We start from the raw sequence: 7,217 nt of genomic DNA, 5'->3' as shown, positions 1-7,217 counted from the left end.
ATAAGAGACAGGGGTGGCCCTGCTCCTGCTCACGGCGGCCGTCGCCGGTGCCGCCCACGGCCCGTGGGCGCCCCGGCCGGGGTACCGGCCGGCAGTGGCGCTGGCAGCGGTGGCGTTCCCGGTCCTGCTGGCCGGGGCCGGTGCGGGCTGGCCCGCCGTGCCGGTGGTGCTGCTGGTGGGGGGCCTGGCCGTGCTGCTCGCCGCCGCCCTGCTGGTCGGCGGGGGTTGGCTGGTACCGGTCGGCCTGGTGCTGGCCGCGCCCGGTCTGGCCGGGCTGCTCCCGACCCGGGCCGGGACGCTGGGCGGGTTGGGGGCGACCATCGCCGTCGCGGTGACCGTGGCGCTCGCCGGGCGCCTGCCGGCCGCCCGGGTCACCGGCTGGGGTACGGCGGTGGCGGCCGGTGCGGCGTTCGCGGTCACCGCGGTACGCGCCGCCGACCTGCCGCTCCGCCTCGCCGGCTTCGCGGTGCTCGGGGTGGCGGTGCTGGCGCTGGCCGGTGCGGCGGTGCCGGGTATCCGCCGGTCCGGCGGACCGGGCACCCCTGTCCGACGCCGGTCGGTCGAGGCGCGGGCCCTGGACGCCGCCGGTCACGGCACCGCCGTGGTCGCCCTGCTGCTCACCCTGACCTCGGCCCGGCACGCGGCGGCGGTCTGCACCCTCTGGGGCATCGCGGTCGGGCTCCGGGCGCTGTCACCGGCCGAACCCACCGGGAACCGGTGGCGGCTGGCCGCCGTCGCCGGGGTCAGCGAGGTGGCCGCGCTCTGGCTGCTGCTCTCCGCCGAGCGGGTGGCCCTGCTGGAGGCGTACACCGTGCCGGCGGCCCTGGTCGCCCTCGGCGCCGGTTGGCTGGCGCTGCGTACCCGACCGGCGCTGGGTAGCTGGCTGGTCTACGGTCCGGGGCTCGCGGCGGCCCTGCTGCCCAGCCTGGCCTCGGTGCTGGTCTCCGGGGACCAGGTGGTGCGGCGGTTGCTGCTCGGCGCGGGCGCGCTGGCGGTGGTGCTGTTCGGCGCGGTCCGGCGGCAGCAGGCGCCGGTGCTGCTCGGCGGCGTGACCCTGGCCGTGCTCGCGCTGGTCGAGGCGGTCCGGAGCTGGGACCTGCTGCCCCGGTGGATCTACCTCGCCGTCGGTGGGTTCGCGCTGATCGGCCTCGCCGCCACCTACGAGCGGCGCCGCCGGGACCTGCGCCGGTTGCGGGCGGCGGTCGGCCGGATGAGCTGACCGCCGGCTGAGCCGGACCGGTGTGGCTCCCGGCGGTAGGGTCTCGGCATGGTAGAGGTGCTCACCGCGGAGGCGGTGCGGGACGGTCTGGCCGGGCTGGACGACTGGACGGGTGACCCGTCCGGTCTGCTGCGCACGGTCGAACTGCGGGACTTCCCCGGAGCGATCGGGGTGGTGAACCAGGTCGCGGCGGTCGCCGAGGAGCTGGACCACCACCCCGACATCGACATCCGGTGGCGTTCGCTCACCTTCCGGTGCAGCACCCACTCCGCCGGGGGTGTCACCCACCGTGACCTGGACCTCGCCCGGCGGATCGACGAGATCATCCGGAGTGCGCGGTGAGATTCGAGATCAGCAAGGTCATGGACGCCATCGAGGGACGGGTCTGCACCGACCCCCACCTCGCCCGTGCCGTACTGGATCTGGCCGAGGTGGTGCGTTACCAGGACCTCGACGGCGGTCGCCCGGCCAACCTGCTCCGGCTCGGCATGGTCATCGATGCCCTGGTACGCCACCTGGAGGAGGACAACGTCCCGGTCTACGCGGTGGTGCACCGGGCCCTGCTCTCCGACGCCGACCTGACCTCCAACGAGCGGATGGTGGTCCGCCGGTGGGCCGACGACGGACTGGTGGAGGTGCTGGACAACCCCGGTGACCGGATGCTGGAGGTGGCCGACCTGCTCGGACTGCCGGTGCTCACCCGGGCCCGGCTCGACGGGTTGCGCGGGCGGTACCCGTGGGTGGCCGAGCAGCCGGGGCGGGTACTGGCCCCGGTGGCGGGTGCCGGCGGGCCGACGCTCACCGCACACGTGGGCGGTGGGACCGTACCGGTCAGCGGCACCCCGTCACCGGCGGGTGCCCAACTGCTCACCCGGCTGTGGCGTTGCGCCGAGCCGGGTTGCGCGCTGTTCGGTGGTGGGGGAGGCGGTGGCGCCTTCGCCGACCTGGCCCGGGTGGAACGTTCCCCCAGCGGGCAGGCGCCGCCGACGCTGCGGTCCGGCGCGCCCACCTGCCCCCGGCACGGCAGCCGGCTCACCGACGCCGGGGCCCGCCCGCGTACCCAGGTGCTCGCGGTACGCATCGGCGGGCTGACCCGACGGCGGTTCGTGCTGACCAGCGACGAGCCGGTACTGGTGGGTCGGGCGCCCGAACAGTCCGGCGGGGTCGTGCTCGGCCAGTGGCTGAACGACGAGGCCCGCCGGTGGATCAGCCGGTCGCATCTCCAGTTCGAGCTGCGGGTCGGCGAGGTGATCGTGACCGACCTGAGCACCAACGGCTCGGGCATCCGCCCCGGCGGTTCGATGGACGAGGCGGAGCGCATCCCGCTGGCCCCACGGCAGAGCCGGGTGCTCGGCCCCGGCGACATGGTGGAGCTCTACCCGGGGGTGCAGGTCGGCCGGGCCGGTGAACTGCCGACCGGGGCCGCCTTCAACCCGACGTCGGTGATGGCCGAGGCGCCCACCATGGCCATGCGGCTGCCCCGCCCCTGACCGGGCGCGGTCCGGCGACCGCCCCTTCCGAAGGGACCGGACCGCCCCTTCCGAGGGGACCGGACCGCCCCTTGCGAGGGGACCGGACCGCCCCGTCCCCTTTTCGGGCCGGAACGGGCCGACCGGTCTGCTTTCGAGTCGGAACGGGGCCGCCCCGCCACCGGAGACTCCGGTGGCGGGGCGGTCGGTGTTTCTCCGTGCCGGGTGTGACTCAGCGGGCGCCGGCCAGCACGGCAGCGAGCTGCTCCACCGCGTGGTCGAGTTCCTCGGCGGTGACCACCAGGGGCGGGGCCAGCCGGATCGTGGACCCGTGGGTGTCCTTGGCGAGCACCCCGCGTTCGGCCAGCCGCTCGCACGCCTCCCGGCCGCTCATCAGCGCCGGGTCGATGTCGATGCCGGCCCAGAGCCCCCGGCCGCGTACCGCGACGAGACCCTGGCCGACCAGGGCCCGCAGCGACTCGTGCAGCCGGGCACCCAGCTCGGCCGAGCGGCGCTGGAACTCCCCGGTGGCCAGCAGCCGGACCACCTCGGTGGCCACCGCGCAGGCCAGCGGGTTGCCGCCGAAGGTCGAGCCGTGCTGACCGGGGCGGAGTACGCCGAGCACCTCGGCGTCGGCCACCACCGCGGAGACCGGCACGATCCCGCCGCCGAGGGCCTTGCCGAGCAGGTACATGTCCGGGGTGACACCCTCGTCGTCACAGGCGAAGGTGCTGCCGGTCCGGCCCAGCCCGGACTGGATCTCGTCGGCGACGAAGAGCACGTTCCGCTCGGTGCAGACCCGGCGTACGCCCGGCAGGTAACCCTCCGGCGGCACCACGACGCCCTGCTCACCCTGGATCGGCTCGATCAGGACGGCCACCGTGGTGTCGTCGATCGCGGCCTCCAGTGCGGCCAGGTCACCGTAGGGGACGATCCGGAACCCCGGGGTGTACGGCCCGAAGTCGTCCCGGGCGTCGGTGTCGGTGGAGAAGCTGACGATGGTGGTGGTCCGGCCGTGGAAGTTGCCCTCGGCGACCACGATGGTCGCCTGCCCGGCCGGTACGCCCTTGACCTGGTAACCCCACTTGCGGGCCACCTTGATCGCGGTCTCCACCGCCTCCGCGCCGGTGTTCATCGGCAGCACCAGGTCCTTGCCGCACAGCTCGGCCAGCTCCCGGCAGAAGTCGGCGAACTGGTCGTGGATGAACGCGCGGCTGGTCAGGGTGAGCCGGTCCAGCTGGGCGTGCGCCGCCGCGATGAGCTGCGGGTGCCGGTGCCCGAAGTTCAGCGCGGAGTAGCCGGCCAGGCAGTCCAGGTAGCGTCGCCCGTCCACGTCGGTGAGCCAGGCACCCTCGGCCGAGGAGATGACCACCGGCAGCGGATGGTAGTTGTGCGCCGTCCAGCGCTCCGCGTCCCGTACCGCAGCCGGGGTCCGCACCATGTCGTCGACGATCACTTGCCTGCCTTTCCCTGACGGAGTCGCAACGTGCAGCACTTCGGTCCGCCCCCGGCCTTGAGCAGCTCGGAGAGGTCCACCCCGATGGTCTCGTAGCCCCGGTCCCGCAGCGCGGCGGCGAGGTTGGTGGCCTGCGCCGGCAGTACCACGTGCCGGCCGTCGCTGACCGCGTTCAGGCCGAGTACCTCGGCGTCGGCGGCGGTGGCCAGTACCGCGTCCGGGAAGAGCCGGCGGAGCGCGGCCTGGCTGCCGGGCGAGAACGCCTCGGGCAGGTACGCCACGGTGCGCTCGTCGAGCACGGTCAGCGCGGTGTCCAGGTGGTAGAAGCGCGGGTCCACCAGCTGGAGGGTGACCACCGGGTAGCCGAAGATCTCCTGCAACTGGGCGTGCGAGGCGTGCGCGGTGCGGAACCCGGTCCCGGCCAGCAGCAGCCCACCGGCGAGCAGGATGTCGCCCTCGCCCTCGTTGACGTGCTTGGGGTCGTGCATCTCGAAGCCGGCCGCCTCGAACCAGGCGCGGTAGGCGGGGGCCTCGTCGGCGCGCTGCGGGTCGCGGAACTGGACGGCCAGCGCGCGGCCGTCGATGACCGTGCCGCCGTTGGCGGCGAAGACCATGTCCGGCAGACCGGGCAGCGGGTCGATCTCCTCGACGGTGTGGCCGAGATCCAGGTAGACCTGGCGCAGCGTCTCCCACTGCCGGATGGCCAGCGCGGCGTCGACCGGCGCGGTCGGGTCCATCCAGGGGTTGATCGCGTAGTCGACGGCGAAGTACGTCGGCCGGCACATCAGATAGCGCTGGCTGATGGCGTCCATCGTCATTGTCCTGCTCCCAGGGGAATCGGGCGCGCCCGGCCACCTGCGGCCCACGGGCTGGCGCCGGTACCCAACGCTATGTGGGGACAGCGGCCGGATCCACTGGTGAGGCTTGCGCAATGTGGCAGTTCATTGCGTGTATCGGCAAATGAACCAACGAAACGTTGCGTCACGGTGTCGGGTGCCGGTTGGGAGTGACCGGGCGCACCCGACGGCCCCGCTTCCGGGGTACCGGGGACATGCGCCGGAAGGCCGCCGGACACGCTTCGGAAGGCGGCCGGGCACGCTTCGGGGGCGGCCGGACATGCTTCGGGGGGCGGCGCATCGCCGCCCCCCGAAAGAGGATCGCGTCTGCCGGTGAACCACCGGACGGTCTCGCGGGACCAGGCCGGTGAACCACCGACCCGGTCGCTCAGGTACCCGTCAGAACCGGTTCACAAACTGTGCGTCAAGCCACTCCCGGAACCGCAGCACCCAGTCGCCGTCCGTGGTCGGCCAGACGAACTGCCCGGTCATCGCGAGCACCCCGAGCACCACCGCACCCAGCCCGAGCAGCATGCCGATCAAGGCGTCGGTGGTACCGGCCACATGCCGGCGTCGGGTCGCCATCAGGCCGAAGACCGACAGGACCGCCGCCACGGCGCCCAACGCGATGCCGTACCCGGCGAGGGTGCCGGTGAGGACGAAGAGCGCCGACGCCACCCCGACGATCAGGCCGAGGGTGGCGAGCAGGCTGGCCCGGGGCTTCGGCCCGGCGGGTACCACCGGCGCCGGCCCGACGCCACCGTCCGCCCGGACGTCCCGGTCGGGCCGCCCGTCCCGGTCCGGAAGGGTACCGACCCGGGTGTCCCGGTCGGTCAGCGTGCCCGTCCGGGCGTCCCGCTCCGTCGCCGTGTCGGCCCGGCCGTTCCGGTCCGTGGAAGCGCCCGTCCTGGCATCCCGCCCCGGCATCGTGTCGGGCCGGCCGTCCCGGTCCAGGTCGATGGTGCGTTCGAGGGTCGGTTCGGGGGCGGTCGCCGACGACCGGCGGGAATCGGTGGTCACGGCAGCGCCGGTGGAACCCGTGGCGGCCCGGGCCACCGCCGCCCGGCGGGCCGCCGCCCGCTCGGCCGGGCCCTGCGGGTCGCCGAGCGGATCCGTGCCGCCGGTCGGGTCCGGGTTGCTGGTTCGGTCCGTGCTGCCGGTCGGGTCCGGGTTGCTGGTCGGGGCCTCCGTCCGGCGCATGAGTGAAGGAATCTTGACCACACCACACCTCCTGTGAATGCGTGGTGGCCGATGTCTACAGGTGGCATCCACGCGGTACGTGTCCCCTAGCCGTACCCAACCGGCCGGATCGCCAATCAACCGGCCCGGCTAGGCTTGGCGGTCGTGCCAGAGGGACACACCATCCACCGCCTGGCGGCCCGGCACGCCGAGCTGTTCGCCGGTGACAAGCTGCTCGCCACCAGCCCACAGGGCCGCTTCGCCGAGGGCGCGGCCCGGCTCTCCGGTGCGGTCCTCGATTGCACCGAGGCGTACGGCAAGCATCTGCTGCACCACTACTCGCCCGGGCTGACCCTGCACGTGCACCTCGGCCTGTACGGCAAGTTCACCGACGGGTCGGGTGAGCCACCACCCCCGGTGGGGCAGGTGCGGCTGCGGCTGACCAGTGACCGGCACTGGCTCGACCTGCGCGGTCCCACCGCCTGCGAGCTGCTCGACCCGCCCGAGGTGCAGGCCCTGCGGGACCGGCTCGGTCCCGATCCGCTCCGCGACGACGCCGACCCGGCACGCGCGTACGCCCGGATCTCCCGGAGCCCGACCCCGCTCGGCGCCCTGCTGCTCGACCAGTCCGTGGTGGCCGGCACCGGTCTGATCTTCGTCACCGAGGCGCTGTTCCGGGCCGGCCTGCCGCCGACGCTGCCCGGCCGGAAACTCACCCCGACCGCCTGGCGGAACCTCTGGGCCGACCTGGTCGACCTGATGGGGGTCGCGGTGACCGTGGGCCGGATCGACACGGTCCGTCCGGCCCACCTGCCCGAGGCGATGGGCCGGGCGCCCCGGGTGGACCGGCACGGTGGTGAGGTGTACGTCTACCGGCGGCCGGACGCCCCCTGCCACGTCTGCGGCACCACCATCCTTCGCGGCGACCTTGCCGGCCGGAACTTCTACTGGTGCCCCAGCTGCCAGCCGGTCTGACACCGGTCCGCCCGGTCCGGCGCGGATCCGCGACGCGCCGGACCGCACGTCGAAGCCACCGGCCCAGCGGGTCGCCCCACCAC

At 74.1% G+C, this 7,217-nt stretch carries 7 protein-coding genes; 4 read left to right on the top strand and 3 right to left on the bottom strand.

What is annotated here, in order from left to right; translation table 11 throughout:
* The first annotated feature begins 13 nt into the window (after nucleotides 1–13).
* The 3 genes from GSF22_RS28135 to GSF22_RS28125 are packed head-to-tail and all read left to right on the top strand — an operon-like array spanning nucleotide 14 to nucleotide 2,709.
* Complete coding sequence (locus GSF22_RS28135; protein ID WP_208816762.1) at nucleotides 14–1,219, top strand: SCO7613 C-terminal domain-containing membrane protein; 1,206 nt, start codon at nucleotides 14–16, stop codon at nucleotides 1,217–1,219.
* Nucleotides 1,220–1,267: 48 nt separating this feature from the next.
* Nucleotides 1,268–1,561, top strand: a complete 294-nt coding sequence (locus GSF22_RS28130) for a 4a-hydroxytetrahydrobiopterin dehydratase (RefSeq protein WP_208816761.1) — start codon at nucleotides 1,268–1,270, stop codon at nucleotides 1,559–1,561.
* Nucleotides 1,558–2,709: an FHA domain-containing protein gene (locus GSF22_RS28125; RefSeq protein ID WP_208816760.1), complete on the top strand. Its 1,152-nt coding sequence runs from the start codon at nucleotides 1,558–1,560 to the stop codon at nucleotides 2,707–2,709. The genes GSF22_RS28130 and GSF22_RS28125 overlap by 4 nt, the downstream gene beginning before the upstream one ends.
* Before the next feature lie 211 nt (nucleotides 2,710–2,920).
* On the opposite strand, the gene rocD is transcribed toward GSF22_RS28125, so the two are convergent.
* The 3 genes from rocD to GSF22_RS28110 form a co-directional block, all read right to left on the bottom strand.
* Entirely contained in the window at nucleotides 2,921–4,129 is a 1,209-nt protein-coding gene (gene rocD, locus GSF22_RS28120) for an ornithine--oxo-acid transaminase (protein ID WP_244454269.1), read from the bottom strand.
* A gap of 11 nt (nucleotides 4,130–4,140) precedes the next feature.
* A complete protein-coding gene (gene ddaH, locus GSF22_RS28115; protein WP_208816763.1) occupies nucleotides 4,141–4,956 on the bottom strand; it encodes a dimethylargininase in 816 nt (271 codons plus the stop codon).
* A gap of 423 nt (nucleotides 4,957–5,379) precedes the next feature.
* Nucleotides 5,380–6,180 (bottom strand): DUF308 domain-containing protein, encoded by an 801-nt coding sequence (locus GSF22_RS28110; protein WP_208816759.1) that lies wholly within the window; start codon nucleotides 6,178–6,180, stop codon nucleotides 5,380–5,382.
* 144 nt (nucleotides 6,181–6,324) lie between these two features.
* Between GSF22_RS28110 and GSF22_RS28105 the strand changes: the two genes are divergently transcribed.
* The gene (locus GSF22_RS28105) at nucleotides 6,325–7,134 is read left to right on the top strand and encodes an Fpg/Nei family DNA glycosylase (RefSeq protein ID WP_208816758.1); all 810 of its coding nucleotides are present in this window, start codon (nucleotides 6,325–6,327) and stop codon (nucleotides 7,132–7,134) included.
* Nucleotides 7,135–7,217: the final 83 nt, after the last annotated feature.

The organism is Micromonospora echinofusca (genome assembly GCF_017614955.1).
GTDB classification, from domain to species: Bacteria; Actinomycetota; Actinomycetes; order Mycobacteriales; family Micromonosporaceae; genus Micromonospora; species Micromonospora echinofusca_A.
This window is presented reverse-complemented; position numbering and strand designations above follow the sequence as displayed.